The 24,422-nt window shown below is 70.5% G+C and carries 25 protein-coding genes and 3 pseudogenes; 13 read left to right on the forward strand and 15 right to left on the reverse strand.

What is annotated here, in order from left to right:
* Nucleotides 1-22: 22 nt before the first annotated feature.
* Both ACSYGN_RS35150 and ACSYGN_RS35155 read right to left on the reverse strand, forming a co-directional pair.
* Entirely contained in the window at nt 23-817 is a 795-nt protein-coding gene (locus ACSYGN_RS35150) for a helix-turn-helix transcriptional regulator (RefSeq protein WP_460403931.1), read from the reverse strand.
* Between the two features lie 339 nt (nt 818-1,156).
* Nucleotides 1,157-1,606, reverse strand: a complete 450-nt coding sequence (locus ACSYGN_RS35155) for a DUF5997 family protein (RefSeq protein ID WP_460402927.1) — start codon at nt 1,604-1,606, stop codon at nt 1,157-1,159.
* Nucleotides 1,607-1,768: 162 nt separating this feature from the next.
* Here ACSYGN_RS35155 and ACSYGN_RS35160 point away from each other — a divergent pair, with 162 nt between their 5' ends.
* Nucleotides 1,769-2,521 carry a LysR substrate-binding domain-containing protein gene (locus ACSYGN_RS35160; RefSeq protein ID WP_460402929.1) on the forward strand — a complete coding sequence of 251 codons (753 nt, stop codon included), beginning with the start codon at nt 1,769-1,771 and terminating at the stop codon, nt 2,519-2,521.
* Between the two features lie 58 nt (nt 2,522-2,579).
* On the opposite strand, the gene ACSYGN_RS35165 is transcribed toward ACSYGN_RS35160, so the two are convergent.
* Nucleotides 2,580-3,056: an Lrp/AsnC family transcriptional regulator gene (locus tag ACSYGN_RS35165; RefSeq protein WP_460402931.1), complete on the reverse strand. Its 477-nt coding sequence runs from the start codon at nt 3,054-3,056 to the stop codon at nt 2,580-2,582.
* A 456-nt stretch (nt 3,057-3,512) separates the two neighbouring features.
* On the opposite strand from ACSYGN_RS35165, the gene ACSYGN_RS35170 reads away from it, so the two are divergent.
* Nucleotides 3,513-4,556 (forward strand): lactonase family protein, encoded by a 1,044-nt coding sequence (locus tag ACSYGN_RS35170; protein WP_460402933.1) that lies wholly within the window; start codon nt 3,513-3,515, stop codon nt 4,554-4,556.
* A gap of 435 nt (nt 4,557-4,991) precedes the next feature.
* On the opposite strand, the gene ACSYGN_RS35175 is transcribed toward ACSYGN_RS35170, so the two are convergent.
* From ACSYGN_RS35175 to ACSYGN_RS35185, 3 genes and pseudogenes are all read right to left on the reverse strand, one after another.
* Nucleotides 4,992-5,909, reverse strand: a complete 918-nt coding sequence (locus tag ACSYGN_RS35175) for a sirohydrochlorin chelatase (protein WP_460402935.1) — start codon at nt 5,907-5,909, stop codon at nt 4,992-4,994.
* 151 nt (nt 5,910-6,060) lie between these two features.
* Nucleotides 6,061-7,065: an N-acetylglucosamine kinase gene (locus ACSYGN_RS35180; RefSeq protein ID WP_460402937.1), complete on the reverse strand. Its 1,005-nt coding sequence runs from the start codon at nt 7,063-7,065 to the stop codon at nt 6,061-6,063.
* Nucleotides 7,062-7,526 (reverse strand): annotated as a pseudogene (locus tag ACSYGN_RS35185) (uracil-DNA glycosylase); the annotation flags it as partial. The gene ACSYGN_RS35180 and the pseudogene ACSYGN_RS35185, both read right to left, overlap by 4 nt.
* 232 nt (nt 7,527-7,758) lie before the next feature.
* On the opposite strand from ACSYGN_RS35185, the gene ACSYGN_RS35190 reads away from it, so the two are divergent.
* Entirely contained in the window at nt 7,759-8,436 is a 678-nt protein-coding gene (locus tag ACSYGN_RS35190; protein WP_460402939.1) for a uracil-DNA glycosylase, read from the forward strand.
* A gap of 350 nt (nt 8,437-8,786) precedes the next feature.
* On the opposite strand, the gene ACSYGN_RS35195 is transcribed toward ACSYGN_RS35190, so the two are convergent.
* Nucleotides 8,787-9,386: a LamG domain-containing protein gene (locus tag ACSYGN_RS35195; RefSeq protein ID WP_460402942.1), complete on the reverse strand. Its 600-nt coding sequence runs from the start codon at nt 9,384-9,386 to the stop codon at nt 8,787-8,789.
* Between ACSYGN_RS35195 and ACSYGN_RS35200 the strand changes: the two are divergent.
* The 6 genes and pseudogenes from ACSYGN_RS35200 to ACSYGN_RS35225 all read left to right on the forward strand — a co-directional run.
* Nucleotides 9,314-9,865 (forward strand): annotated as a pseudogene (locus tag ACSYGN_RS35200) (DUF3375 family protein); the annotation flags it as partial. The gene ACSYGN_RS35195 and the pseudogene ACSYGN_RS35200 sit on opposite strands and share 73 nt — an antisense overlap.
* Complete coding sequence (locus ACSYGN_RS35205) at nt 9,862-10,485, forward strand: DUF4194 domain-containing protein (protein WP_460402944.1); 624 nt, start codon at nt 9,862-9,864, stop codon at nt 10,483-10,485. The pseudogene ACSYGN_RS35200 and the gene ACSYGN_RS35205, both read left to right, overlap by 4 nt.
* 568 nt (nt 10,486-11,053) lie before the next feature.
* The gene (locus tag ACSYGN_RS35210; protein ID WP_460402946.1) at nt 11,054-11,677 is read left to right on the forward strand and encodes a TetR family transcriptional regulator; all 624 of its coding nucleotides are present in this window, start codon (nt 11,054-11,056) and stop codon (nt 11,675-11,677) included.
* Between the two features lie 136 nt (nt 11,678-11,813).
* Complete coding sequence (locus ACSYGN_RS35215; protein ID WP_460402948.1) at nt 11,814-12,281, forward strand: ester cyclase; 468 nt, start codon at nt 11,814-11,816, stop codon at nt 12,279-12,281.
* A gap of 49 nt (nt 12,282-12,330) precedes the next feature.
* On the forward strand, nt 12,331-12,906 hold the full coding sequence (locus tag ACSYGN_RS35220; RefSeq protein ID WP_460402950.1) for an NADPH-dependent FMN reductase: 576 nt from the start codon (nt 12,331-12,333) through the stop codon (nt 12,904-12,906).
* A gap of 68 nt (nt 12,907-12,974) precedes the next feature.
* Complete coding sequence (locus ACSYGN_RS35225) at nt 12,975-13,346, forward strand: nuclear transport factor 2 family protein (RefSeq protein WP_460402952.1); 372 nt, start codon at nt 12,975-12,977, stop codon at nt 13,344-13,346.
* 330 nt (nt 13,347-13,676) lie between these two features.
* Here the strand turns inward: ACSYGN_RS35225 and ACSYGN_RS35230 are convergent, their stop codons facing one another.
* Both ACSYGN_RS35230 and ACSYGN_RS35235 read right to left on the reverse strand, forming a co-directional pair.
* Nucleotides 13,677-13,946, reverse strand: coding sequence for a hypothetical protein (locus ACSYGN_RS35230; RefSeq protein WP_460402954.1), 270 nt, complete (start codon nt 13,944-13,946; stop codon nt 13,677-13,679).
* On the reverse strand, nt 13,903-15,489 hold the full coding sequence (locus ACSYGN_RS35235; RefSeq protein ID WP_460402956.1) for a cupin domain-containing protein: 1,587 nt from the start codon (nt 15,487-15,489) through the stop codon (nt 13,903-13,905). The genes ACSYGN_RS35230 and ACSYGN_RS35235 overlap by 44 nt, the downstream gene beginning before the upstream one ends.
* Nucleotides 15,490-15,600: 111 nt before the next feature.
* On the opposite strand from ACSYGN_RS35235, the gene ACSYGN_RS35240 reads away from it, so the two are divergent.
* From ACSYGN_RS35240 to ACSYGN_RS35250, 3 genes are all read left to right on the forward strand, one after another.
* Nucleotides 15,601-16,449, forward strand: coding sequence for an NmrA family NAD(P)-binding protein (locus ACSYGN_RS35240; protein ID WP_460402958.1), 849 nt, complete (start codon nt 15,601-15,603; stop codon nt 16,447-16,449).
* Nucleotides 16,446-16,898 (forward strand): nuclear transport factor 2 family protein, encoded by a 453-nt coding sequence (locus tag ACSYGN_RS35245; RefSeq protein WP_460402960.1) that lies wholly within the window; start codon nt 16,446-16,448, stop codon nt 16,896-16,898. Before ACSYGN_RS35240 ends, ACSYGN_RS35245 begins: the two co-directional genes overlap by 4 nt.
* A gap of 254 nt (nt 16,899-17,152) precedes the next feature.
* Nucleotides 17,153-17,602 (forward strand): nuclear transport factor 2 family protein, encoded by a 450-nt coding sequence (locus ACSYGN_RS35250; RefSeq protein WP_460402962.1) that lies wholly within the window; start codon nt 17,153-17,155, stop codon nt 17,600-17,602.
* On the opposite strand, the gene ACSYGN_RS35255 is transcribed toward ACSYGN_RS35250, so the two are convergent.
* The 6 genes from ACSYGN_RS35255 to ACSYGN_RS35280 form a co-directional block, all read right to left on the reverse strand.
* Nucleotides 17,599-18,522, reverse strand: coding sequence for an NADP-dependent oxidoreductase (locus ACSYGN_RS35255; protein ID WP_460402964.1), 924 nt, complete (start codon nt 18,520-18,522; stop codon nt 17,599-17,601). The two genes, ACSYGN_RS35250 and ACSYGN_RS35255, sit on opposite strands and share 4 nt — an antisense overlap.
* Nucleotides 18,523-18,586: 64 nt before the next feature.
* Nucleotides 18,587-19,015 (reverse strand): nitroreductase family deazaflavin-dependent oxidoreductase, encoded by a 429-nt coding sequence (locus ACSYGN_RS35260; RefSeq protein WP_460402966.1) that lies wholly within the window; start codon nt 19,013-19,015, stop codon nt 18,587-18,589.
* A 233-nt stretch (nt 19,016-19,248) separates the two neighbouring features.
* Nucleotides 19,249-19,812 carry an NADPH-dependent FMN reductase gene (locus tag ACSYGN_RS35265; RefSeq protein ID WP_460402968.1) on the reverse strand — a complete coding sequence of 188 codons (564 nt, stop codon included), beginning with the start codon at nt 19,810-19,812 and terminating at the stop codon, nt 19,249-19,251.
* Between the two features lie 28 nt (nt 19,813-19,840).
* Nucleotides 19,841-20,368, reverse strand: coding sequence for a YceI family protein (locus ACSYGN_RS35270; RefSeq protein WP_460402970.1), 528 nt, complete (start codon nt 20,366-20,368; stop codon nt 19,841-19,843).
* 55 nt (nt 20,369-20,423) lie between these two features.
* Nucleotides 20,424-21,185: an SDR family NAD(P)-dependent oxidoreductase gene (locus tag ACSYGN_RS35275; RefSeq protein WP_460402972.1), complete on the reverse strand. Its 762-nt coding sequence runs from the start codon at nt 21,183-21,185 to the stop codon at nt 20,424-20,426.
* Complete coding sequence (locus tag ACSYGN_RS35280) at nt 21,182-21,370, reverse strand: hypothetical protein (RefSeq protein WP_460402974.1); 189 nt, start codon at nt 21,368-21,370, stop codon at nt 21,182-21,184. Before ACSYGN_RS35280 ends, ACSYGN_RS35275 begins: the two co-directional genes overlap by 4 nt.
* A 1,042-nt stretch (nt 21,371-22,412) precedes the next feature.
* Between ACSYGN_RS35280 and ACSYGN_RS35285 the strand changes: the two are divergent.
* Nucleotides 22,413-24,267: pseudogene (locus ACSYGN_RS35285) on the forward strand (glycoside hydrolase family 15 protein).
* Nucleotides 24,268-24,422 lie beyond the last annotated feature (155 nt).

Genomic DNA, 24,422 nt, shown 5'->3' on the forward strand with positions numbered 1-24,422 from the left:
CGTCACTGGATGCCACCGGGCGTCACGGTGCGCCCTGGGGAGTTACGAGTGCTACGGCGTGGACGGGCGTGGGCACCAGCCCGAGCTGCTGGGCACGCAGCACCGTGCTGATGCGGTCGCGGGTGCCGAGCTTGCGGTAGATGTTCTCGACGTGCTTGTGCACAGTACGGTCCGAGATCCCCAGGCGGCGGCCCATCGCGGTGGCGGTCAGGGCGTCGGTGAGCAGGAGCAGAACGGCGGTCTCCCGGGGCGTCAGGGCGCAGTCCGCGGCCACCGCCTCCGGGGCCGCCCCGGCGGGGCTCCGGCCCGTCCGCAGCCGCCGCAGCAACTGCCGCTGTTCCTCGACCGCGGCGAGCAGCGGCTGAAGGCGTCCGGCGATCCTGATGTGGTCCTCGGTGAAGTCAACCCCCGAGCGGTGGACCATGCAGCCGGTGACGGGCGCGCGCGAGCCGGGCACGGGGATGCCGAGGATGTGATCGGCGTCGAGGGCCTCGCCCAGCAGACGTGCGGTACGGCTGCCGGACCAAGCGCGGCCGGCCACCTGGCGTGCTGTCACCGGTGCCCGGTCGCGGCGCGCCGCGTAGTGCCCGGCGAAGGGGTAACCCGCGCGCAGGACCCCCATCCCCTCGCCGCCGAGCCGTTCGACCTCCGCGGCGACGCCGGGTGACGCGCCGACGGTGCCCTGGCGCTCGTCCCAGTCGTCCAGTTTGTAGACCAGGCTGCCGCCCCCGCACACACCCGGCAGGACCTCGGCGACCAGCGGCCACAGGTGCTCCGGGTCCCGTTCGTGCAGCGCTGCGACGGCCACTGACAGCATCCGTTCGTAGGGGTCACCCACGTCCTGTCACCGTCCGTCCCTGCACACGCCGTGCCCGGGCGCCGACAGCCCGTCCGTGTTCGTGCTGCCCACAGCGCGCCCGCGTACGCAGTTGTACGCATATCGCGTGCCCTTGTCCCTGACCCAGACTGCAATCAGGCCCGGGGGCGTGCTCGGACATGCCCTGGACCGTCGGGTTCCGCGCGGGCCGCCGACACGGGGGAGCGGCGGCCCGCACGGCGCCACGACCACGCGCGCGTGCGGCCGGACCGACCGGATCGAGCACTGCGCGCGCGTGCGGCCGATGACCACGCGCGTGCGGACGACAGAGGCGAACGGTCAGGCTCGCGCCCTGCCGCCCTTCGCGTCCTTCTCCGCCTTCACAGCCCTCTCGGCCTTTGCAGCCTTCTCGGCTTCTTCTGCGTTCTTCTGCTTGACGCGTGCGGTCTCCTTACGCACCTCGGCCTGTGTGGCCTGCTCCTTCTCCAGCCACTCCGGGCGCTCGTTCCTGAGGGCCTCGATCTGCTCGGTGGTCAGTGCCTCCGTGATCCCGCCGCGGGCGAGACCGGCGATGGACACGCCCAGCCTGGCCGCCACGACCGGGCGGGGGTGCGGTCCGGTGCGTCGCAGTTCGCGCAGCCACTCCGGGGGATCGGTCTGGAGCCCGTTCAGTTCGGTGCGCGAGACCACGCCCTCCTGGAACTCGGCGGGGGTGGCGGGGAGGTACACGCCCAGCTTCTTCGCCGCCGTGGCGGGCTTCATCGTCTGGGCGGTCTGGTGCGACTTCATGGTGTCCAGACTATCCGCAACGCCGTCCGGGCCCTTCGCACCACCGGTCGCCCACGGGCCGTCCGCACCACCGGCCGCCTGCATGCCGGCCGACCACGGCAGTGAGCCCGCCCGGGCCGGGCAACTGACCGGGGTCGTGAACACGCCGGGTAACCTGGCGGGATGACCAGTTCGGCGGCCTCCCCCTTCTTCCGGCTCGCGTACGTCCCCGGTACGACCCCCGGCAAGTGGGTGCGGATCTGGACCGAGCGTTTCCCCGACGTCCCCCTCGACCTGGTCGCCGTGCCGGCCGCCGAGGCGTGCGACGTGCTGCGCGGCGGCGGGGCGGACGCAGCGATCGTGAGGCTGCCGGTCGACCGTACGGTCTTCAGCGCGATCCCCCTCTACACCGAGACCACCGTGGTCGTGGTCCCCAAGGACCATGTGGTGACCGCCGCGGACGAGGTCACCGTGGCCGACCTGGCCGACGACGTGGTCCTCCACCCCCTGGACGACGTGTTCGACTGGGAGCGCCCGCCCGGCCTGCCCGCCTTCGAGCGCCCCGCCACCACCGCCGACGCCGTCGAACTGGTCGCGGCCGGGGTGGGCCTGCTGGTCGTTCCCCAGTCGCTGGCCCGGCTCCACCACCGCCGCGATCTCACCTACCGGCCGGTGACCGACGCCCCCCAGTCGGGCGTCGCCCTGTCCTGGCCCGAGGCCGCGACGACCGACCTGGTGGACGACTTCATCGGCGTGGTCCGTGGCCGCACCGTCAACAGCACCCGGGGGCGGGCGGCTGCCGCCCAGGCCACCGGGGGGCGTGAGAAGCCCGCTGCCGCGAAGCCCGCCGGAAAGTCGAAGCAGGCGCACCAGCCGAGGTCCGGGGGGCGGAAGCCGTCGGGGGCCAAGCGGGGCAGGCCACGCCGCGGTTCGTAGGCGTCGAAAGGGGCGTCGTAGGTGTACTCCGCCCGTGGCGGCGCGGCGCCGCCGCGGGTCAGTTGCGGACCGTGCGGGCCAGCGACTTCACCAGCGGCAGCATCCGGTACGGGACGCGCTCGCGCAGGGCCACCTGGGTGCGGGTGCGGACCACTCCGGGCACGTTGATCAGTTTCTGGAGCACATCCTCCAGGTGCGCGTTGTCGCGTGCCACGACCCGGGTGAGCAGATCGCCGCCACCCGTGATCGAGTGCGCCTCCACGATCTCCGGTACGGCCGCCAGAGCGTCGCCTACGTCGTCCAGATGGCCCTGGGCGACCTCGACGTGCACGAACGCCAGCACCGGGTGGCCGAGCGCGGCGGGGGCCAGCGTCGGCGCCGTGCCGGTGATCACACCGTCCCGCTCCAGACGGTCGAGCCGGGCCTGGAGGGTGCCCCTGGCGACGCCGAGGACCCGGGCGTACTCCCGCACGCTGGTGCGCGGCTGCTCCAGCAGCAGACGCAGAATGCGGGTGTCGAACTCGTCCACGGCCATGACGATCCGGTGCCTTCCTGGCTGGATGATCTTCACCGACTCTACCAACGGCCACGCGCCGCGCCGACCGTACGAAATGCCCTCCGGGAGCCGCCGACAGGGCCACCCAGGACTGTGCCCGGACTTTGCCACGCCAGTGGCTCCGCCAATCGGGCGCTGTCTGGGCCACTGAGCCCGGCGACCCGGTCGTGGCCCGGTCGATGGCGCCCGCGAACTTTACGGCGCCTTTCCGTTCAGCGCGCCCGGAACACTGCTCTCGTCGGGCCGGGCGCCCTGCCCGAGCGGCCGTTCGACAGAGATCGACGGCAGTGTCGGCGAGTTTCCCGGCTTGGTCTAGACCTCCGTGGGGTGGCTGCTAGCGTCACCCCGACGGTGCGGGCTCCGGACCGGACGCGTGCCGTGTCCGGTCCGACGAGGGCTTTGTCCGCACCCCTTGCGGACCGAAAGGGGACGGCATTGGCGGGCGGCGGTACGGGGCGGGCGTTCATCGGGTCGTTCACGGCGGCGGGCGGCCCGGGTGTCGTCGCGGCCGCCGTCGATCCGGACAGCGGTGCGCTGCGCCTGCTGGGCAGTGCGGACGGTGTGCCCGATCCGTCGTATCTGGCCCTCGCCCCGGGCGGGGACATGCTCTACGCGGTGAGCGAGACGTCCGAGGGCACGGTGGCCGCGTACCGCGTCACCGGTGGCGCACCCCGGCTCACCGGGCGCCCGGTGCCCGTCGGCGGCGGGCCCACCCACCTCAGCCTCTTCGACGGGCACGTACTGACCGCCAACTACGGCTGCGGCAGCGTCACCGCCGTGCCCGTCGGCGCCGACGGCACCCTCGCGCCCGTCCCGTCCGGACGGCTGCGCCACACCGGCTCGGGGCTGCACACCCCGCGGCAGCGCGGTCCGCACGCCCACCACGTGCAGCCCGATCCCAGTGGCCGCTGGGTCGTCAGCGTCGATCTCGGCACCGATTCCGTACGGGTGTGCACGCTGGCGAGCGGGGCCCTCGCCCTGCACCGGGAGTTCGCCCTGCGCCCCGGCTCCGGACCCCGCCATCTGGCCTTTCACCCGAACGGCCGGTATGCGTACGTGGTCAACGAGCTGACCCCGACCGTCACCGTGTGCCGCTGGGACGCCGTGAGCGGCGCGCTGCAGCCCCTGACCGAGACATCGGTGCTGCCGGGGGCTCCGGTCGGTGACGCCTATCCGTCGGGCATCGTCGTCTCGTCCGACGGCCGCTTCGTGTGGACCGCCACGCGCGGCGCGGACGTGCTGTCGGTGTTCGACGTGGCGGGGGAGGGGGAGGCCCGGGGAGAGGACCTGCGGCTGGTCGCCACGGAGCCCTGCGGGGGCCGCTGGCCGCGTGCGCTCGCCGCGTCGGGCGGCTTCCTGTACGCCGCCAACGAGCGCTCCGGCGACGTGACCTGGTTCGCGGTCGACCCGCACACCGGGATTCCCCGCCGCGGCGGTTCGGTCCGCGTGACCGCGGCGTCGTGCGTGGTCTTCGGCTGAACTTCGGCTGAAACACACCGGAGCCTTGCGCTCCGCGCTACGGCCCGTGCCATGGCTCGCGCTGAGCGGGGCCCACCGCTCGCGCTGACGCGGCCCACGGCCCGTCCGGGCGCCGCCTGCGGGCGGCTCGGGTACAGCGGGTGCACGGGTCGGCGAGGTGCACCAGCGCTTCGCCACACGGTCGTGCCAGTCTTCCGTGCCGGTCGGCGTCTTGAATGGCCCGCGGGAGCGGTCTGCGGGATTGCGTCGGACGGGTCCATATGCCGACCCCGGGCGGTCCCTGGGCGGCCTCCGCACGGCCGCCCCTACGGTGGTCCCCGTGGGGCCGTGCGGTCGGGCACGCCAGGCACTGCGAAGGGCCCGTCCCCCAACCGTGGGGGCGGGCCCTTCGCAGGGTTCCGTCCTGTCGTCCTGCCAGGTCCGGTGTGGCCGCCGTCAGTGGGTCGGCGTGCCCTGGGGCTGGGCGATGCCCAGGGCCGACGTGTACTTGGCCAGGGCGAGCTTGCCGATCGCCGGGTACGGGCCGAGGGGCTCGGCCGTGGCGCAGTCCACCTCCGCGGCCGCCGCCTCCAGCAGACCCGGCTCGATCTCGGGGCCGATCAGGTACGGCGCCAGGGCCAGCTGCTGCGAGCCCGAGTTGCGCAGTTGCTCGGCGACGGAGGAGATCGAACCGTCCTCGTCCAGGGCCGCCGCCATCACCGGCACGGCCAGGCGCGCGGCGAGCAACATGCCGGTGATCCCGGCGGCCTGCACCGCCTCGTCGCCGCCGACGGACGCCAGGATGATGCCGTCCGCGGCGGTCGCCACGGTGAACAGACGGGCGCGGTCGGCGCGGGCCAGACCGGCCTCGGACAGCCGGACGTGCAGCGCCTCGGCGAGCAGCGGGTGCGGCCCGAGGACATCGGTCAGCTCGGCCGCGATACGGCTGTCCATGACGGCCTGTCGGACCCGGCGCAGCAGCGCGTTGTCCGGTCCGGCGAGCAGCGGCACGACCACGGCGACGGGGCCCTCGGGCTCCTTCACGGCCACACCGGCGGCGACGGCACGCTCGTAGCGGGCGGTGCGCTCCTCGGCGGCGTGCGTCAGGATGGCCTGGAGCGTGGGGTACTCCGCATCGTCACCGTCGAGGTAGGCGATGCGCGCGTCCAGGCCGGGCAGCTCGGAGCGGGCGATGCTCACGACCTCCTCGGCGAGGCCACGTGTGGTGGCGCTGGGCGCGCCTGGCACCGCGAGGACGAGCGCGGGCGCGCCCTCGGGAGCCACCAGCGGTTCGGGGCGGCGGTGCCGTCCGGGCTGGCGGGGTCGCGGCATTCGTACTGGCAGGCCGGACGCGGGCCCAGTGGGGGAGCTCATGGCGCCGCATGTTACTGGTTTCCTGGGCTTCTCTGTTCGGGGAGGGGTCAGGTGAGCGGTATCCGTCCTGTTTTGTCTGATGAGTTACGCACGGATCAGGAACTGATCGGCATACGATTCCGGTCTGCCGGGTCGCGACACCACTGCCCGGTCAATCCCTCTTTACGGTGATTTCCTGCGTGGTGATGACGTTCAGCATGTTCTCGTCCATCGGCAGCGCGAGCGTGCCGGACGCCAGGTCGCCCGCGATACGCACCGCGCCGTGCAGCGCGTCGCCCTCCGCCGCGACCCGCCGCGCGTGCGGCAGCCGCAGGGCCAGTGCCTCCCCCAGCGGCACGAGGAGAGCCTCGCCCAGCTTGACCAGACCGCCGGTGACGGCCAGTCGGGGCGTGCCGTCGTCAGGGCACACCGCGGCGGCCGAGTCGGCGATGTGACGGGCCGCCATGCGCAGGATGCCGGCCGCGACCGGGTCGCCCGGGGCGGCCCCGGCCACCTCGGGCGCGAACGACGCCAGTACGGCGGCACGGTCGGGGCGCGGATACAGCTTCCCGGGCAGCCCCGACACCGGCCCGAACCGCTCCTCGGCGCGCGCCAGCAGCACGGCGGAGCCGCCGTCCCGCCCGTCGTGGGCGCGCAGCGCCGCCTCGAGACCGGCCCGGCCGATCCACGCCCCGCCGCCGCAGTCGCCCAGCAGATGACCCCAGCCGTCCGCACGCCGCCAGCGCGTCATGTCGGTGCCGACCGCGATCAGCCCTGTGCCCGCCGCGACCACGGCACCCGGCCGCGGCCCGAGGGCGCCCGCGTACGCCGTCACGGCGTCGGCAGCGAGCGCCAGCGTCCGCACCCCGAACTCCCGCGCCAGGGCGCCGGGCAGCTCGGCTCGCAGGGCGTCGCCCAGGCTCGCGAGCCCGGCGGCGCCGACAACGGCCGCGGCCACCCGGGTGACCCCGTTCTCGGCGGCCAACTCCCGCACCATGGGCACCAGTTGTCGCATCAGATGCCCGGCGTCGATGCCCCGCTCCCCGGTGCGCACCGGCACCGCCGACTCACGCAGGCCCAGCGGCCCGCTCCCCGTGCCGTCGCCGACGGCGACCCGCAGTCCCGAGCCGCCCGAGTCGACGGCGAGGAAGCTGCGGTCGCCCGGCGCGGCGGTCATGGCAGGCGCCAGTCCACCGGCTGTCCGCCCTGCCGGACCAGCAGGTCGTTGGCCCTGCTGAACGGCCGGGAACCGAAGAACCCGCGGTCGGCCGAGTACGGCGACGGATGCGCGGACTCCACCGACGGCAGATCGCCGAGCAGCGGACGCAGATTGCGCGCGTCATTGCCCCACAGGATCGACACCAGCGGCTTCCCGCGCGCCGCCAGCGCCCGTATCGCCTGCTCGGTGACCTCCTCCCAGCCCTTGCCCCGGTGCGCGCCCGGCTTGCGCGGCGCGGTGGTCAGCGCCCTGTTGAGCAGCAGCACCCCCTGCCGGGTCCAGGGCGTGAGGTCGCCGTTCGAGGGCTGGCCCAGCCCCAGATCGGTGTTCAGCTCCCGGAAGATGTTGATCAGACTGCCGGGCAGCGGACGCACCTCCGGCGCCACCGAGAACGACAGCCCTACCGCGTGTGCGGGAGTTTCGGGATCTGTGTATCGGGTGCGAAGGGCGGGCCGAGGATGATGACGGTGGCGGAGTGGCTTGAGCACTGGGCGGAACAAGCTCCCCTCCTCCTTGGTGACCGGCTGCGTGATCTGCTGGACCGGTTGGAAGATCTCGATGGGGAGGAAGAGTAGCGCCTGTGGGACGGTCTTGGTGCGGGGAGTCCCCGTGTGTTCGGGGCGTCTGTGTGTGGCAGTAGAGTGACGCGGCGTGGCGCCACGACCTTTGCATGAACTTGTTGAGCCGGGCTGGGCGAAGGCCCTTGAGCCGGTGGCCGGACGTATCGCGGCGATGGGGGACTTCCTGCGGGCGGAGATAGCGGCGGGCCGTACGTATCTGCCGTCCGGCGCGAACGTCCTGAGGGCGTTTCAGCAGCCCTTCGACGACGTCCGTATCCTGATCGTCGGTCAGGATCCCTATCCGACACCGGGGATGGCGATCGGGCTGAGTTTCGCGGTGTCTCCCGAGGTGCGGTCGCTGCCGGGGAGCCTGGAGAACATCTTCCGGGAGCTGAACACCGATCTGGGGCTGCCGAGGCCGTCGAACGGTGATCTGACGCCGTGGACACAGCAGGGTGTGCTGTTGCTGAACAGGGCGTTGACGACGGCTCCTCGTAAGCCGGCGGCGCATCGGGGCAAGGGCTGGGAGGAGGTCACCGAGCAGGCGATCCGGGCGCTGGCCGGGCGGGGGAAGCCGCTGGTGTCGATCCTGTGGGGGCGTGACGCGCGCAATCTGCGGCCGTTGCTGGGGGATCTTCCGGCGATCGAGTCGGCTCATCCGTCTCCGATGTCGGCGGACCGGGGGTTCTTCGGTTCCCGTCCGTTCAGCAGGGCTAACGACCTGCTGCTGCGGCAGGGCGCGCAGCCGGTGGACTGGCAACTGCCGTAGGTCACTTCCCCCGCTGCGTTCGTAACTCCGCGGTCAAGTGCCAGCAGGTTCTTCGTCTGCTGGTGGTACAGGATTTCCGCGCTCATGACCTGTGTGAATGCGCGGGTTATCCAGGGGGTGGCAGAGTCTGGTCCGCCTATGGTCCGGATCTTGGTCGTGAGTCGGAGCAGGCCGGAGGTCGGGGCGGAGGGAGAGCTGGTAGACGGTTTTGACGGTGGTGCTGATGAAGCTTCCGGCTCACGAGGCGTGGGGCCTGCGACTGTGGCTCTGGTGTGCCTGGCGCGTCCGAGACCTGGGGAGGGCCCGCCGCTCTCGCACGGGAGCGGCGGGGCCGGAGGTGCATTGCGCGGTCAGTGCAGTGCGCTGACCTCGGTTGCCGACAGTGTGCGCGGGTAGACGTGGACGTCGGCGACGGAGCCGGGGAAGGCCAGATAGGGGGTTGTGGCGGAGGCGCTGTTGACGCAGCCGCCGATGGTCAGGGGCATGGAGGAGTCGTACTGGGGGCTGAGGTTGGTGGCGGTCCCCACCAGTGTGCCGTTCTGGTAGAGGGCCATGCTGCCGGTGCTGGAGTCCCCGGCGACCGGTGCCCGGAAAGTGGCGACCAAGTGGGTCCAGGTGCCGATCGGGCCGGTGTTGGCGTCTCCTTCCGCGGTGGGGAAGTCGGAATTCTCGTCGTTGGTGGTGCTGGTCTGGAACATCCAGGCGCCGCTGGGTCTGTCGTAGGAGAGGTAGAAGGCTTGGTGTTGGGTGGTGCCCTGGCAGACGGCGGTGGTGCCGAGTGCTGAGTTGATCTTGACCCAGGCTGAGACGGTGTAGTTGCCGAGTGTGTTGACCGCGCTCTGTTTGCTCTTGAGGAAGCCCGGACCAGCTACGCCGATTCCTCGATGACCAGGTGCGCTCGGAAGACCGCCGTGTCCTGGAGCTGGTACGCGCGATCGAGACCCACGCACTGGCGCTGCGAGACGTGCCGGCCGTGGATCTGGTCGCCGAGATCGGCGCAGCGGCCCCGGCCATCGCGCTGCCGATGGAACGGCCGCTGTATACGCCACTGGTCAAGACACCGATCGACAGCACCGGCATCGAAGCGGGGGACGAGGAGTTCGCCGCCGACGCGCTGTTCGAGACGGTCTACGTCGATCCCGCCCGGCTCACGGCCGCGGTCCACGACGCCCTCGGCGCCCGCACGCAGGTGTCCTTGGCCGAGACGCTGCGTGAGCATCCCCTGGAGCAGGGGCTCGCCGAGCTGGTCGCCTACTTCGCGCTGCCCGACGACGGGTTCGCCACGGTCTTCGACGACCACCGCCAAGAAGAGATCACGTGGATCGGCGAGGACGACGTCCAGCAGGTCGCCACCGTGCCCGTCGTTACCTTCGCCCGCATCAACCCCGGCATCGCCTGGGCCATTGACCAGAAGGAGGAGGGGCGATGACGACGCCTTCCACTCCCGCCCCCCAGCTGTACACCCTCTCCCTGCCGGTCAACCAGCTGCTCAAGGGTCCGGTCTTCCGTGACCACCACGAGCGGGCTTGGGACGCGCTGGGGTACCTGAGTGCTCGGGTGAAGGACTACCTCGAGGTCATGGGGCTGCGCGTGGTGGTCGACGAAATGGAGGGCTACGCCTTCCTGCAGTCGATGCCCGACGACGAGGACGCTGTCCGGGACCCGCGCATGGCGCCGCCGCGGTTCATTCCGCGCCGTTCACTGTCCTACCCCGTCAGCCTGCTGATCGTGCTGCTGCGCAAGCGGCTCGCGGAGTTCGACGCCGGCGCCGACGGCACCCGCCTCATGATCACCCGGGACGAGATCGTCGAGATGATCCGCACGTTCCTCCCGGCCGGCAGTAACGAGGCACGCCTGGTCGACCAGATCGACGGCCACATCAACAAGGCGGTGGATCTGCAGTTCCTGCGCCGCGCCCGCGGACAGGAGCAGCTGTTCGAGGTACAGCGGATCATCAAAGCCTTCGTCGACGGACAGTGGCTCGCCGATTTCGAGATCAACCTGGCCCAGTACGCGGCCTCCCACATCGTTCAGGAGAAGACGCAGTGATCCCCGTTCAGTCTGGCCCTGCCGACCCGCCCGTCCCAGCCACCTTCGCCGCGGCCGGGTTTCGGCTGGAGCGCCTGGAACCATCGGTGTGCTGGAGCGTGCTCTCGCCGGCTACCGGGCTACGTTCGGCCCCGGCCATCCGTACACGATCTCGGTGGACAACCGGCTGCGCAGCTGGCGAGACCAGCGCAGAAGGAGCTGGTGGAGGCCCGGCCTGTCCGCGCCGGCCGGACCGGCGGAGGGAGCGGCGACATGATCGGCATCACGGCGGTTGGCTGGAACCCGTCGAGCGCGCCGCGCTCGACCAGGGAGTGACCGTACGGCGCGGCCAGGGGCCACACCCTGTGTGTGACCGCCGTCCCCGCGGTGCACCGCCAGCTCCTTGCCCACTGCCAGCCGCTCGACGGCGCCCAGCGTCCCGACGGTCCCGGCTCAGCGCAAGGCCCGGCGCGAGTAGGAGAACCAGGTCGATGGCCACCCATCGTGGACGGGTCCGGCTGATGCCCGCGGCACTGCCGTCGCTGCCGACTGCTTGACATTGAAGTCAAACAGTCGTTTGAGTTCTCTTGTGAGCCCAGAGAAGACGGACCTTCGCCGTGAGGCCGGGCGGCGAACGCGCGACGATCTGCTGGCGGCCGCCCTTGAGCTACTCGCACAACGCGGACAGGAGGGCGTGACCCTCCGCGAGATCACCCAGAACGCCGGAGCCAACGTCGCCGCGGTGAGTTACCACTTCGGATCACTGAAGGCTCTGTGCGAGGTGACGATCGAGCACGCGTTGGAGCGGTACCTGGACGCTCAGATCCGGGAACTCGATGCCCTGGGCGGCGCCGCGACGCTGAGCGAGCTGGCCGAGGCGTTCGCGCGGCCGATGGTGAGTGCGCTCGCGGCCGGTGGGCGGGATCTGGCGGTGATACGGATCGTGGCGCGGGTGGGGATCGAGCCGCCCGAGGGGTGGGAGCGGCTGGCCGGGAAGTTCGAGCTGGCCCGACGGCAGGCGGTGCGGGTGCTGGCGGTGAACCTTCCCGACATCGACAGGCACGAGCTCGACTTCCGGATCCGCTGCGCGGCCGGGATGCTGAACTGGCTCGCGCTGGCACCCGTCGGGGCCGAGTTGGCCACAGAGCCTGCTGACCGCATCGAGCGCATGCTCATCCCGGTGGTCGCCGGCGCCTTCCGAGGGGCCCGATAAGCACCTGACGTGCGCGAATGCGCCGCGCCGACCCTACTTGCGACTGGATTCGGTCGCCTGCTTGACAGGACGGCCGAGTCGCGCCCTACAATTTCAATCAAAGGTTTGAATGGATTCTCTCGTACGGGAGGGCACCATGAGCACCGACGCGGAAGCCGTGGTTCGAGCGGCGTACCGAGCAGCCGAGGGCAGCGTCCTGGATGTGCAGGGCTTCATGGACCTGTTCGCCGAGGACGGCGTCTTCAACAACATCGTCGCCGGCGAGAGCTACCGCGGTGAGCACCTCGGCGACCTCGTCGCCTTCATGGGGGCGCTCGCCCCCGACGTGCACCGCGAACTGCACCGGTTCCACGTCACGGGTGATGTCGTCGCCGTCGAGCTGACGATCCGGGGCACCTTCACCGGCCCCTTCGAGACACCCGCTGGCACCATCCGCCCCACCGGCGCCACGCTCTACATCCCCACGGCCGACTTCTGGTACGTCGAGAACGGCAGGATCAAGGAGTTCAACTGCTACGTCGGCCTCAGCGTCATGCTCGCCCAGCTCGGCGTGCAGCCCGACTTCGCCGCCGCCGTCACCGCTTCGGCCACCGTCCCGGGCTGACCGAACCGGCTCCGGGCACCACAAGCAACCACGAAGAGGCAGGCCCACCATGCCCACCATCGGCATCATCCTCGGCAGCACCCGGCCCAACCGCGTCGGCGACCAGGTGGCCCGCTGGGTCCTGGAACACGCCTCGCGTCGGACCGACGCGAGCTTCGAGCTGCTCGACCTGCGCGAGCACCCCCTCCCCCACCTCGACGAACCGATGCCACCGTCCCTCGGCCAGTACCAGCACGAACCCACCCGGCGCTGGGCCGCGACGATCGCCGCGTACGACGGATTCGTCATCGTCACCCCCGAGTACAACCACGGTATCCCCGGCGTCCTGAAGAACGCCCTGGACCACCTCTACGCCGAGTGGAACAACAAGGTCCTCGGCCTGGTCTCCTACGGCGTCGCGGGCGGCGTACGCTCCGCCGAGCAGCTGCGCCTGGTCGCCGCGGAACTCCAGATGGCCGACGTACGCCAACAGGTCACGCTCTCGCTGCACACCGACTTCGAGAACTTCAGCGTCTTCAAGCCCGGCGGCCACCACCTGCCTTCGCTGGACGCGATGCTCGACCAGGTCATCGCCTGGACCACGGCGCTCGCCCCGCTGCGAACGGCTCCGGTCGGCGCGCCCTGACCCACCCGGCCGCGTGGAGCCGCAGACCTGCGCACAGCGACCGACCGATCCACACGACGGGACTCACCATGACCGGATCCCCCGCCGAGCTGATGCGAGTCAACCTGCTCGAGGTGTTCAACGAACCCGACCCGGACCGCAGGGCCGCGGTCATCGCCGAGAACTACGCCGAAGACGTGGTGTGGCACGAACCGGACCGCGTCAACCACGGGCGCACGGACTTCGTGCGCCGCGCCACGGAGTTGCTCGCCGAAAACCCGGACTGGGTCTTTCGGCCCGCCGGCACCGCGTCGGAACTCGACGACATCGGCCACCTCGGCTTCCAGTGGGGCCCCTCCGACGGCCCGCTACCGGTGGTCAGCGGCATGGACATCGCCCGCACCAGCGACGGCGTCATCATCGAGCTCTACACGATCATCACGGAGATCCGTTCGGAGTAGCCCCGGTCCCGCAGGATCCACCGAAGCACCGCCCCACTCAGTCGGCGCTCGCAAGCAACGGCAGGTGGCCGACCGGAGCCGGATGGAACGTCATGCGGCGCGCGCCGGACGACGAGCGCCCGGCGTATCCACCGGTCCCCGGAATGCCGAGCCTGCCCGCCCTGCACGCGACAACCGGCTGCTGGGGGAGTAACCGGGCCTGGACATCGCCGACGACGATACGGTGCCGGAGGTGGCCAGCACCGGCTGGTGGCCGAGACGAGGGCTCAGGAGGTCTCCAGGTGCCGCACCGTGGCTAGCCCAGACACCAGCCGCAAAGTAGCCGGGGGATCACGTGCTCACCGCCGTGGCGGCCTGCCCGTCGTGTTCGCGGAGCATCCGCATGACGGTAGCGGGCGAGGGGTGCTGGCCCTTCTTCGCGCCGGTGGTGATGACGAGCCGCTTGGCGATGTCGCGCAGGCTCATCTGCTGGTCACGTAGGTGCAGGGCCATAGACAGCATGTCCTCGTCGGTCACGCCCGCCCCGCCGATGGTCTTGCCTCGCTTGCAGGCGGACTCATGCCCTTCGAGGGTGCGGTCGCGGATGTACTCGCGCTCCATCCCGGACATGGCCGCGGGCGCGGTGAACACGATTCCGGAGGGGTCGTGCGAGCCCTTCAGCTCCCCGGTCAGGAACTCCAGGCCGACGTCGCTCGCCTTCAGTTCCTAGTATGGCGAGCTCGATGCCGCGGCCGAGCCGGTTGTGCTCGTGGACGACGAGGGTCACGGCGACGCCGGAGGAGCGAATCTCCCTGGCGAGCTTCACGGCGGCCCCCAGTTCGGGGCGGCGGGTGGCGCGGGTGGAGATCTTCTCCGAGAAGACCCGGGTTGCCCCCACCGCCGTGAGGGAGTCGAGCTGGGAGTCGAGGGACTGGCGGGCGGTCGACGCGCGGGCGTTAGCCGATGCGGACGTGCCCGACCGGTTCGACGCCGGCGCTGGCCGGCCGGGGCAGCTCCGTCCACACCGCGCCCGGCTTGCGTACGGCGGGGGTCGGCACGCTGAGCGTCTTGGCGAGCTGGGGCACGAGTCGGAAGCGGGCGGTGTGGTACTGGATCGCCACCTTGCCCTTGCCGGTCCGGCACGGGGAGCCCGCGGGGGCGGCTGTGTCATCGTGCTGCTGCGGTCGGAGGCCGCGGTCCTGCTGGGCGGCGTGCGCGGCCGATCGCCGTTCACGAGCCGGGATGGGTGGTCAGCAGTCGTGTGTGTTGTTCGTTCCCTCTGTCGCCAGGTTCCGGGTGGTTCTCCGTGGTGTCGGCGGAAGGCTGCGGCGAATGCGAAGGGCGAGCCGTAGCCGATGGTGTCGGCGATCTGGGCCAGGCTGAGGTCGTCGGCGCGCAGGTGGTCGCGGGCGAGGGTCATGCGCCATTCGGTCAGATACTGCACGGGGGCTTGGCCGAGTGCGTCCCGGAACGCCCGCGCGAATGCGGCGCGGGACAGGCCGCTGATCGCGGCGAGTTCAGGGACTGTCCACGGGTGGGCCGCGTTCTCGTGCATGGCTTGCAGCGCGGCGCCCAGCCGAGGGTCCGCGGATGCCCGGTACCAGCGCGGTGCGGTCGCGCTGCGGCGGAAGTCGCTGCGGATAGCCAGGACGAGCAGCAAGTCCAGGAGGCGGTCCAGGACGATCTGCTGGGCGAGTTCGCTGCGGACCAGCTCCCGGGACAGCAACGTGATCACGTCCCGCAGCGGGTCGTCGTCGGCTGCCGAGAGGGTCATCACCTGGGGCAGGGCGTTGAGCAGCCCGGCGCCGACATCTCCGGAGAACTGGTAGGCGCCGCACAGGAACACGGTGGCCTGAGGGTTGTCCCCGGGGGCCATCTGGGCGTGGCGTGCCCGGAACTCCTCCGGCTCCAGGCATGCGGTGCCCGGCTCGTGCCCGATGTAGTGGTCCGGTCCGCCGCGCACCAGCGTGACGGTTCCCGGTATCAGCTCCACAGTGCTGCCGGGGGTGTCCAGCCAGAGATAGCCCCGGCCGCGGACCACTGTGTGCACCGACAGCTGTATCGAACCGCCCAGCCGCAGTCCCCACGGTGGTTCGGCGACCGTCCGTGCGAACACCGCGCCGACGGCGCGCGCCCGCACCAGGTGGTCGGTCAGCAAGTCCACGGGACCAGCTTGACCAGCACGAGCAGCCAGGGTCAAGACACGAGAGCATCGCGTAAAAAGACGAGCGAATCACGCATGGTTTGTCTCGCCCAGGGCCGCAAGCATGGAGTCATGAACAATGAAGCCTCCACCACGCTCATCCTGGGCGGCACCGGCCGGACCGGTTCGCTGCTGGCCGACGCGCTCGTCCGGCGGGGAAGCGCCACCCGTACCGCGGCGCGAAGCGGAGCGGACGTCCGGTTCGACTGGGACGACCCGGCCACCCACGCGGCGGCCCTGGCCGGCGCCGACCGCCTCTACCTGGTCACACCCACGATGCGCGTGAGCTACGCAGACCAGGTCGGCGCGTTCCTGGACCTCGCCGAGGCGGCCGGCGTGCTGCACGTCACCTACCTCAGCGTCTACAACGCCGACCAGGCCCCGCCCCAGATCGACATCGCGGCCGTCGAGGCCGATCTGGCTTCCCGCAGCACCATCACGTACTCGGTCCTGCGCCCTGCGTGGGTGATGCAGAACTTCGCCGACGGCCACATCCCGGTCATCGACGGAGTGATCACCGTCCCGAGCGCCAGCAACACGGAAGCCTTCGTCGACGCGGCCGACATCGCAGCGGTCGCGGCCGAAACACTGCTGGACCCCGAAACCCACGCCGGCGCCACCTATTCGCTCACCGGCCCGCAGGCCCTCACCTTCGGTGACGTCGCGGACGTCCTTGCCGCTGTGAGCGGCCGCCCCGTCGCCTACCGCGACATCGACCAGGAGACGTGGATCAACGGCGCGGTCGCCGCGGGCGTCCCCGCCGACTACGCGGCGATGATGCGCTGGCTCACCGACGCCATCGTCACCGGCAACGGCTCCACGCCCACCGGCGACATCGAGAAGGTCACCGGCCAGCAGGCCACCCCCTTCCGCGCGTTCGCCGAGCGCGACGCCCACACGTGGACCCCGGAGGCGAAGTGAGCAAGACCGTCAGCGACGACACGCCACTGGTCGGGGCGAACAGCCCCTTCTTCCGCATCATCAAGGAAGGGCTGGACGGCCTGGTCGACGGTGAGGACTTCTACGACCTGCTGACCGAGGACGTGGTCTTCGAGTACGTGATCACCGTGCCCGGGTACCCCCGGCGGATCGAGGGACGCGAAGGGATCATTGACCTGTACCGCGACTACGGCGACTACATGCAGCTGGACGGTGCGGACAACATCCGCGTGCACCGGGACCGTGAGACCTCGGTGGTCGTCCTGGAGTACGAAGTCCACGGTACGTCCGTCCTGACGGGGCGGCCCTACGACAACCGCTTCGTCTCCGTCGTGACCATTCAGGACCGCAAGGTGACACACTGGCGCGACTACCTGGACCCCATCGCCGTCTTCGACGCCCAGGGATGGCCCCAGGGCCATCGCCCGTAAGGGCAGTGACCCCACCGAGGCTGCCGTCCCCCAGGCTCTCGGCTTCCTGAAGGCGCCCGAGAGAGCCGGTCGAAGTACGTGCAGGACAGGCAACGGGCCGGTTCCCGGCGAACGACATGTGACGGTACATGACCGCCTGGCGGTGAGTGGGGTTACGTGGCCGGGAATAGTGATGTTGCTGGTGCGGCGGGGCAGCTGTGGCGTCGTGCCCGCCGCCGCGCTCGCCGTCATTTCGAACTTCGAACGGAGCCGCTATGTCCGCCCACCCGCAGATCTCACCGCAGGAAGCCGCTGATCGCCTGGCCATCCGAGAGCTGGTCGACGCCTACGCGCACTGCGCCGACCGCCGCGACGCGAAGGGCCAGATCGCGCTGTTCACCGAAGACACCCGCTTCCTCGTCTTCATGGACGCCACCGCGGCCGAGCCCACACAGGAACTCCATGGCCGCGACTCCCTTGCCCCGGTGTTCGACAACCTGAACTCCTACCAGGCCACCACCCATTTCAACGGCCAGAGCACCATCGCCCTCGACGGCGACCGGGCCACCGGCGAAGGCTACTGCCTCGCCCACCACATCTCCCGCGACGAGCCCCCGCAGCGCACGATCATGATCGCTGCCATCCGTTACCTCGACCAGTTCGTCAAGCGCGACGGCAACTGGTACTTCGCGGAACGTCGCCTCCTGTCCGGTCAGCACACCTAGGGCTTGAGGACGATCTTGCCGTGGGTATGGCGGCGTTCGAGCTCGCTGTAGGCCTCGCGGACTTGCGACAGGGGGTAGATGTTCGCGATCGGCACCTCGAGGTGTCCCTCGGCGGTCAGGTCGGCAAGCACGGCGAGCACCTTCGCGCCCGCACCGGCCGCTGTCCCCCCGTCAGTCTTCACCCCGTACCTCTCGGCGGCCGCGAAGTCGGCGATGGTGTCGATCCGCTCGGTCGTGACGCCGAGGCCGAGGGCCAGCTCGACGTACCCGTCGCCGTAGGTGTCGATGAACGCGTCCACGCCGCTGGGCGCGGCGGCCCTGATCCGCTCCGCGACGCCGTCACCGTACGCGACCGGGATTACGCCGCGGCTCTTCAGCCACTCGTGGTTGCTTTCGCTCGCCAGACCAATGACCGTGGCCCCGGTCCGGCGCGCGAGCTGGACGGCGAGCGAGCCGACCCCGCCGGCGGCACCGGAGATGACGACGGTCTCGCCCTCCTTGGGGTCGACGGCGTGTACCGCACCCCACGCGGTTACGCCGACGACATACAGCCCGCCTGCCACCTCCCAGGAGATCTTCTCCGGCTTGCGCGTGAGGTCACCGGCCTCGACCAGGACCAGCTCGGCGTGGGAGGCCCGCTTGTTGCTGAACCCGATCACCTCGTCGCCGGGCGAGAATCCGGCGACCCCGGCGCCGACCTCCTCGATGACCCCGGCGAGGTCGCTGCCCTGCCCGGACGGGAACGTCGACGGGAACATCTGCGCCAACGCCCCCGTGCGGATGACCGCCTCACTGATGTTGATGCCGGCCGCCTTCACACGGACGAGGACCTGTACGTCCCCGGGCGTCGGGCGTTCCACTTCGTCGACCCGAAGGACGTCGATCCCGCCGAACTCGTCGTACCTGACCGCCTTTGGCATGTTCTCTCTCCTTCGACTCGTTGGGGCCTTGGCCTCGGTGAACGGGCGGGGTTAGGGGTGTGGGCTACGCTCGTCGAAGTTCGAGCACAGGAATGGTGCGGACTCCAGCAGTTTGGTGTGCGTAACCGGCAAAGCCTGGGTAGCGCCGCGCTTGCTCGGCGTAGATGCGGTCGCGTTCGGCGCCGGTCAATTCGCGGACGGTCACCTGGTATGTCTCAGTTCCGCGTTCGACGCTACCGACACCGACGGCGATCAAGTTGCGGTACCAGTCCGGGTTGGTGGGCGCTCCGCCCTTGGTTGCGAAGACGTAGATGATGTCCGACTCGGTCTCGTGCGGGAGGTACATCATCGGGGTGACGTACTCCCGCCCGCTCTTGCGGCCGCGGTGATGCGCCAGGACCAGCGGAGCGCCCTCGAAGACCCCGCCGACCCTGCCCTCGTTCGCTCGGAACTCCGCGATGGTCTTCGCGTTCCAGTCGAGCGCCTCTGTCATGTCGGACTCCTATCTGGGAGGTGGGCTACTGCGAGCGTTACCACCAGGAAGGTGAGGAAGCATCGCCGGATTGAGGTGATTCGCACGGCCGGGGGCTATCCGATGCGGCGCACGTGCCACGGGCCGAGGGCGAACGACCCGGCGGAGGCGATGGGAGGCCTGTGTTCGGACATGGCCGCTCCAGCCGGAGTGTCTGCGGGGTCTGACCCGTGGTGCGCCGGTGGCGGGTCTGCTCAGCCACGCAAGGTCTTCATGGCCGTGGACCAGGCCTCGATCTCCTCGAACAGTTTGGTGGCCCCGGCGTCGTGGTGTGCGGCGGGCTTGAACAGGGAGAACTCCTCGAAGTCGGTGAACAGCGAGAAGCACAGCTGCTGGCGGACGTGGGCGAGCTGGACCTCGCTGGCAATGGTGCGCAGGTGCTCGGCCGCGCGGACGCCGCCGACGGTGCCGTAGGAGACGAAGGCGGCGGCTTTGTTGTTCCACTCCGCGTAGGCGAAGTCGATGGCGTTCTTCAGCACGGCGGGGATCGAGTGGTTGTATTCGGGGGTGACGAAGACGTAGCCGTCGAACGCGGCGACCTTGGCAGCCCACGCCTTGGTGTGCTCGCCCTGGTACTGGCCCATGGACGGCGGCAGCGGCTCGTCCATGAAGGGCAGCGGCCAGTCGGCGAGGTCGATCAGCTCGTACTCGGCGCCGGTGCGCGCCCCCGCACGGTCGACGACCCAGTCGGCCACCTGCTTGCCGTTGCGGCCGGGACGGGTGGAGCCGAGGATGACGGCGATCTTGAGGGTGCTCATGAGGTTCAGTCCTTCCGCGGCGGTCCCGTTACGCGCGGCCGCCGTCGACGCGACGGGCCCGGATGCTCGCGGTCAGCCGCAGGCGTCGCGCGGCCATGCCCTTGAGTTTGGTGACGCCGTGGGCGTAGCGGTCGACGGTCGCGGTGGCCTCCACCGCGATCTCCTCCCCGTCGACTTCGGCCTTCGCGACCGTGAAGGTGACCGGTGCGCGGACGCCGTGCGCGGTCAGGTGTCCCTGAAGCGTCCAGGCGCCGGTCGCGTCCTGTTCGGCAGCGGTCGAGGTGAAGGCGATGTCCGGGTAGGTGGCGGTGTCCAGCAGCGTCTTGGACAGCACCTGGCGGTCCCGCTTCTCGTTGCCGGTGTCGAAACTGGCCGCGTCCGCGACGGCGTCCACGCGGGTCGCGGTCAGCGGTTCGGCGAGGGCGACGGTGCCGCCGCGTAGCTGGAAGCTGCCGCGGACCGTGCCGAGCCCGAACATGTGCTTGGTGGTGAAGGTGATCTGCGAGCGCGGGACGTCGATGTCATACCGGCCCGGCGTCGGGGCTTTGATGGTCATCATGGTCTCCTGTGGTTGATCCTTCATGGCTGCGGGGACTTCGGTACGGCACCGGTCACCAGACCTTCATGCCGCCGTCGACGACCAGGTCGATGCCGGTGATGTAGGAGCTCTCGTCGGACGCGAGGAACAGCGCGACGTCGGCCACCTCCTCGGGGCGGCCGAACCGGCCGAGGAGTGTGCGGCTGGTCATCTGGCGGGCCCACTCGCCGTCGGCCAGGTCTCCTCGGGTGGCGTTGCTCTCGATCAGGCCCGGCGAGATCGAGTTGACGCGGATTCCGTGCTGGCTTCCCTCCAGGGCTAGTTGACGAGTCATGCCGATGACCGCGGCCTTGTTCGTCGTGTGGGACAGCGACGGCAGTAGTTTGAAGCTGAGGGAGCCGTTCAGGGAGGCCATGTTCACCACCACGCCGCGACTGGCCTTCAAGAGCGGCCAGGCCGCGCGGGTGAGGTAGAAGACCAGGTCGACCTCGTTCCGGCGGGTGCTGTCCCAGTCCTCGTCGGTGACCTCCTCGATCCAGGCGAAGCGGCTGCGGGCGGCGAGGTTGAACAGCACGTCGATCCGGCCGTACTCACCCACCGCGAAATCGACGAGCCGTGCGCACTCGGCGGGATCGGACAGAGGGCACGGCTGCAGCGACACCATCGAGCCGCCCGCCGCCCGGACCAGCTCGGCCGTCTCCTGCGCCCGTTCGACCGCCACGTCGCAACCGACGACGAGCGCGCCCTCCCGGGCGAAGACCAGCGCGGTGGCGCGTCCCATGCTGCCGCCCGTGCCGGTGACGACGCAGACCTTTCCTGCCAGACGACCCGTCATCTCAGTGACCCTTCTTCCTTGGCAGCCGCCGCGGTGAGCTGCTCCGCCTCCGCGACGCCCACCTGGTCCGTCAGCCTCGGCACCTCGTCGAAGTACCGGTTGATGACCTCGCGAGCGGGAACTGCCCGCGCCGAGGCCCAGGCGAGTGCCTTCGGGACGGCGGGGTCGACGACGTCGCCGGGCACCCTGGGGATGCCCTCCGGCAGTTCCTCGAGACCCGTCCGCGTTGTGGTCGACCTCCACCACGGTGAACCAGGCGTCGGCCAGCCTCAGCGCGACCGCCCGGCCGAGGACACCGCCCGTTCCGGCCACCAACGCCACTCGATCACTCATCGTCTGCTCCGTTCGTCCCCGGCGGTCCAGCTCGGAGGAGGCCGCGGTGTCAGACTCGCGCCGAGGCAGGTGAGCGCTCATCACCGGAACCTGGTGATTCGTCGTCGTTGACATGCCACCCAAGCGGCTGAGACCGAGTGGATGGTGCCGCCGACCACCGGCAAGCGAGCGCGAACGCCCCGCTATGAGCTGAAAGGGAGACCTGGCCGGTGGCGGCTCGTCGATCGGGACGACCTGGTGGCTGCACATGCGGAACCATGGCGCACTTGGCGTTCTCGTCGAAGGTCACTGTCCAGAGGTTCGCGAAGGTACCTCTTGCGGCGGCGGCCGGTGACGAGTGCGGTCTTGCTGGTGACCTGGCCTATCACCGCTCGGCGGTTTCCCAGGGGTAGTCGGGGAAGTCGATCGGCTAGTCCTGACCGAAGTCGGCGCAGCGGCCCACCGGTTCCCAAGCGGCAGCCTCGGAGAGCTGGCGGCGGGAGTAGTCCTGGGCCATCTGGACGGCTCCGGCGCCGATGACGAAGTGGGAGGGCAGAGCGGGGCCGCTTGACCAGGCGGACCAGGATCTCGCCGGCGCGGTCGGGGTCGCCCCGGCGGCGCCCTGCTCACCGGCTATGCGGCCGTCCGGTCGGCCCGACGATACCCCAGGGACAGCACCCGACCCGGCATGACCCGCACATCGGCCGCGCCGCCCTCCAGGGCCCGCACCATGGTCGCCACCGGGCACTGCCGTCCTTGGTCTACGGGCGTCCTGGGTGGTGGCCTTGGGCCGCCTGTTCGGCCGACGGCCAGCTCCGTGGTTGAAGGGCCGGTGGCTGTCCTTGAGTGGCGATCTAGCATTGAGAAGCAAGGCTTCATTTCCGGGCCAGCGCCGCAGCGGCGGGGGAGGCCGACATGGCGTTCGACACGACTGGTTTCGAGCCGGCAGACGACTCCCGCTACATACCGATCTCCGAGCACGGTCTGATCGGCGATCTTCGTACCGCCGCCCTGGTCGGCACGAACGGCACCATCGACTGGTACTGCTGTCCGCGCTTCGATTCGCCCAGTGTGTTCGGGGCCATCCTCGACGCCGACCGGGGCGGGGCGTTCGAGTTGGCCGCCGATGTCCCGACCCGCACCCGGCAGTTCTACTTCCCCGACACGAACGTGCTGATCACGCGGTTCTTCTCCGCCGACGGGGTGGCGGAGATCCAGGACTTCATGCCCGTGGCCGACGAGTCGTCCCCGTCGTTCTCATCCAAGTCGCCCGAGGCGGCCCGGCACCGGCTGATCCGGCGGGTGGTCTGCGTCCGGGGAGCCCTCCCGTTCCGGGCGCGCATCGGCCCCGCGCTTCGGCTACGGCGCCGAAGAGCACACCGCGCACCTGGAAGGCCCGGTCGCGGTGTTCCGCTCTCCGTCGCTGACCCTCGCGCTGACCGCCACCGCACGGCTGGAGAGCGACGGGGTGGACGCGTGGTCGCACTTAAAGCTCCTCGAGGGCGAGTCCCACGTCTTCGCCCTCGACCAGATCGGCGACGACGTCCCGGCCCGTTCGTGCCCGCGCGCCGAGGCGCAGGAGCAGGCCGAGGCGACCGTGCGGTTCTGGCGCCACTGGCTGGCCGGGTCGCGCTACCACGGGCGGTGGCGGGAGATGGTGCACCGCTCGACGCTGGTGCTGAAGCTGCTCACCTACGTGCCGACCGGCGCGATCGTGGCCGCGCCGACCACGAGCCTGCCCGAGCAGGTCGGCGGCGAACGCAACTGGGACTACCGGTACGTGTGGGTCCGCGACGCCGCCTTCTGCGTATACGCCCTGCTGCGCCTTGGGTTCACTTCGGAGGCTGAGGCGTTCATCGGGTTCCTCTGCGAACGCATGAGAGGCGGCGCTGCGACCGGCCCGTTGCAGATGATGTACGGCATCGACGGGCGCAGTGAGCTGCCCGAGTTCGAACTGCCCCATCTGGAGGGCCACCTGGGCTCCGCACCGGTCCGGGTTGGCAACGCCGCCACCGGTCAGCTCCAGCTGGACATCTACGGCGCCATGATCGACTCCGTCTACCTGTCCGACAAGTGGGGGCAGCCGATCAGCAGCGCCGACTGGGAGGAGGTCGGCGCGGTGGCGGACTGGCTCTGCGAGCACTGGGGCCAGCCTGACGAGGGAATCTGGGAGACCCGCGCGGGCCGCAGGGACTTCGTGTACTCGCGGCTGATGTGCTGGGTGGCGCTGGAACGGGCGATGCGGATGGCGAACCGGCGCGGCCTCCCCGCAGATCTGCCCCGCTGGCGGCAGTCCCGCGACGCGATCTACCGGCAGGTCATGACCCGCGGCTGGTCGACCGAGCGGGAGGCGTTCGTCCAGTCACTGAACGGCAGTGAGCTGGACTCCTCGCTGCTGATGATGCCGATGGCCAAGTTCGTCTCGCCCACCGACCCCAGGTGGCTCTCCACCCTGGACGCGCTCACCGCGGACCTGGTCTCCGACTCGCTGGTCTACCGCTACGACCCGACCACCACTCCGGACGGCCTGCACGGCTCGGAGGGCACCTTCTCGATCTGCTCCTTCTGGTATGTGGAGGCACTGACCCGTGCGGGCCGACTGGAGGAGGCCCGGCTCGCCTTCGAGAAGATGCTCACCTACGCCAACCACCTCGGTCTCTTCGCCGAGGAGATCGGCCCAACCGGCGAACGGCTCGGCAACTTCCCCCAGGCGTTCACCCACCTCTCGCTGATCAGCGCCGCCTTCAACCTCGACCGTGCGCTCGGCTGACGCAGCGTCACCACCGCCCGGACCGCAGCGCTCGACACGTCATTTCGGGTCGACGACTGGAGACGGCGGTGCTGCCGGACACGGTCGGCTGGCACGTCGGGGCGCGGCACCCGCGCCGTGGGCAGGGGCCAGCCAGCTCCGCGGAACCGGTCTTC

This window comes from Streptomyces sp. YIM S03343, assembly GCF_054729195.1.

Coding starts and splice junctions, on each gene's coding strand:
- ACSYGN_RS35150 (WP_460403931.1), bottom strand. CDS start 817: ATGCTGTCAGTGGCCGTCGCAGCGCTGCACGAACGGGACCCGGAGCAC.
- ACSYGN_RS35155 (WP_460402927.1), bottom strand. CDS start 1,606: ATGAAGTCGCACCAGACCGCCCAGACGATGAAGCCCGCCACGGCGGCG.
- ACSYGN_RS35160 (WP_460402929.1), top strand. CDS start 1,769: ATGACCAGTTCGGCGGCCTCCCCCTTCTTCCGGCTCGCGTACGTCCCC.
- ACSYGN_RS35165 (WP_460402931.1), bottom strand. CDS start 3,056: ATGGCCGTGGACGAGTTCGACACCCGCATTCTGCGTCTGCTGCTGGAG.
- ACSYGN_RS35175 (WP_460402935.1), bottom strand. CDS start 5,909: ATGAGCTCCCCCACTGGGCCCGCGTCCGGCCTGCCAGTACGAATGCCG.
- ACSYGN_RS35180 (WP_460402937.1), bottom strand. CDS start 7,065: ATGACCGCCGCGCCGGGCGACCGCAGCTTCCTCGCCGTCGACTCGGGC.
- ACSYGN_RS35205 (WP_460402944.1), top strand. CDS start 9,862: ATGACGACGCCTTCCACTCCCGCCCCCCAGCTGTACACCCTCTCCCTG.
- ACSYGN_RS35215 (WP_460402948.1), top strand. CDS start 11,814: ATGAGCACCGACGCGGAAGCCGTGGTTCGAGCGGCGTACCGAGCAGCC.
- ACSYGN_RS35220 (WP_460402950.1), top strand. CDS start 12,331: ATGCCCACCATCGGCATCATCCTCGGCAGCACCCGGCCCAACCGCGTC.
- ACSYGN_RS35225 (WP_460402952.1), top strand. CDS start 12,975: ATGACCGGATCCCCCGCCGAGCTGATGCGAGTCAACCTGCTCGAGGTG.
- ACSYGN_RS35230 (WP_460402954.1), bottom strand. CDS start 13,946: ATGGAGCGCGAGTACATCCGCGACCGCACCCTCGAAGGGCATGAGTCC.
- ACSYGN_RS35240 (WP_460402958.1), top strand. CDS start 15,601: ATGAACAATGAAGCCTCCACCACGCTCATCCTGGGCGGCACCGGCCGG.
- ACSYGN_RS35250 (WP_460402962.1), top strand. CDS start 17,153: ATGTCCGCCCACCCGCAGATCTCACCGCAGGAAGCCGCTGATCGCCTG.
- ACSYGN_RS35255 (WP_460402964.1), bottom strand. CDS start 18,522: ATGCCAAAGGCGGTCAGGTACGACGAGTTCGGCGGGATCGACGTCCTT.
- ACSYGN_RS35260 (WP_460402966.1), bottom strand. CDS start 19,015: ATGACAGAGGCGCTCGACTGGAACGCGAAGACCATCGCGGAGTTCCGA.
- ACSYGN_RS35265 (WP_460402968.1), bottom strand. CDS start 19,812: ATGAGCACCCTCAAGATCGCCGTCATCCTCGGCTCCACCCGTCCCGGC.
- ACSYGN_RS35270 (WP_460402970.1), bottom strand. CDS start 20,368: ATGACCATCAAAGCCCCGACGCCGGGCCGGTATGACATCGACGTCCCG.
- ACSYGN_RS35275 (WP_460402972.1), bottom strand. CDS start 21,185: ATGACGGGTCGTCTGGCAGGAAAGGTCTGCGTCGTCACCGGCACGGGC.